A 1,071-nucleotide genomic window follows, 5' to 3' on the forward strand; every position below is an offset into this window, starting at 1 on the left:
AATACTGGCGAGATCCCTCAAACCATGTGAGAGAGTAATAAACATGAGTGATACCAACGAAATTCAGGCTACTGAAGTATTAACCCTGTCCGGTACTCAGGCGGCGGCATCCACTGAGAACCATGTTGATAATGCCAATTCAACGGAACAGGCAGACGGCTTTGAGATTGTCCTGAGTGACGATGAGACCCAGAAACAAGACCCGGCAACTAATGCCCATTTTGCAGCTAAGCGTATCGAACGCAAGCGCCAGCGCGAGCTGGAACAGCAGATGGAGGCAGTACAGCGCGGAGAGTTACCGGAGGATTTGCGGGTAAAACCTGAGTTACCCACACAGCCAGATATCAATAATTATCTGTCTGATGATGCATTGGCAAAGTATGACTACGACCAAAACAGGGCGCTAGCAGCATACCAACAGGCTAACCTTGAATGGCAGATGAACGCGATGGATGCTCGCAGTAATGCAGTAGCCGAGCAAGGTCGCAGGACTCAGGCGTTTACCCAGCAATCAGCACACATTGTCGAGTCAGCAAGGAAACACTATGACGCCGCAGAAAAACTTAACCTGCCTGATTATCAGGAAAAAGAGGACGCTTTCCGCCAAGTCGTACCGCCCGGTATTGATACGGAAATTATGCATCTCTTCCCGGAGAAGTCGGCTGCGATCATGTATCACCTGGGTGCAAATCCAGAGAAAGCGCGGCAACTGCTGACACTCGGATCACAGCAAGCGTTAATTGAACTTACGCGCCTTGCTGACAAGTTAACTATCAAACCTCGCGGCAAGCAAATCTCTGCCGCTCCTCCGGCTGATGCACCATTAAGTGGCGATGTTATCGCTGCTAATCGTGATGCTATTCAAAAACAGATGGATGCAGCCGCCAGTAAAGGCGACACGGAGCTTTACCGCAAGTTAAAACAACAGTTGAAAGGAATTTAAGCGATGGCTTTAAACGAAGGTCAAGTGATCACATACATGGTCGATGAGATAATGGAGACCGTGGAAAACCTCACACCCATGGCGCAGCGTGTAGAAAAATATGCACCGCCTGCGGGTGATATGCAGCG

The 1,071-nt window shown here is 49.6% G+C and carries 2 protein-coding genes; both read left to right on the forward strand.

Annotated elements, in window-relative coordinates:
* Window positions 1–43: 43 nt before the first annotated feature.
* A complete protein-coding gene (locus NXS07_RS20235) occupies window positions 44–943 on the forward strand; it encodes a scaffolding protein (RefSeq protein ID WP_258087540.1) in 900 nt (299 codons plus the stop codon).
* 3 nt (window positions 944–946) lie between these two features.
* Window positions 947–1,071 (forward strand): P22 phage major capsid protein family protein (locus tag NXS07_RS20240; RefSeq protein WP_258087541.1); only part of this gene is annotated, 125 nt, incomplete at its 3' end.

It is taken from the genome of Xenorhabdus bovienii (genome assembly GCF_024721015.1).
Classification (GTDB): Bacteria; Pseudomonadota; Gammaproteobacteria; order Enterobacterales; family Enterobacteriaceae; genus Xenorhabdus; species Xenorhabdus bovienii.

What these genes read in the sequence shown, in the direction of transcription:
- NXS07_RS20235 (WP_258087540.1), top strand. Translation starts at nt 44, where the DNA reads ATGAGTGATACCAACGAAATTCAGGCTACTGAAGTATTAACCCTGTCC.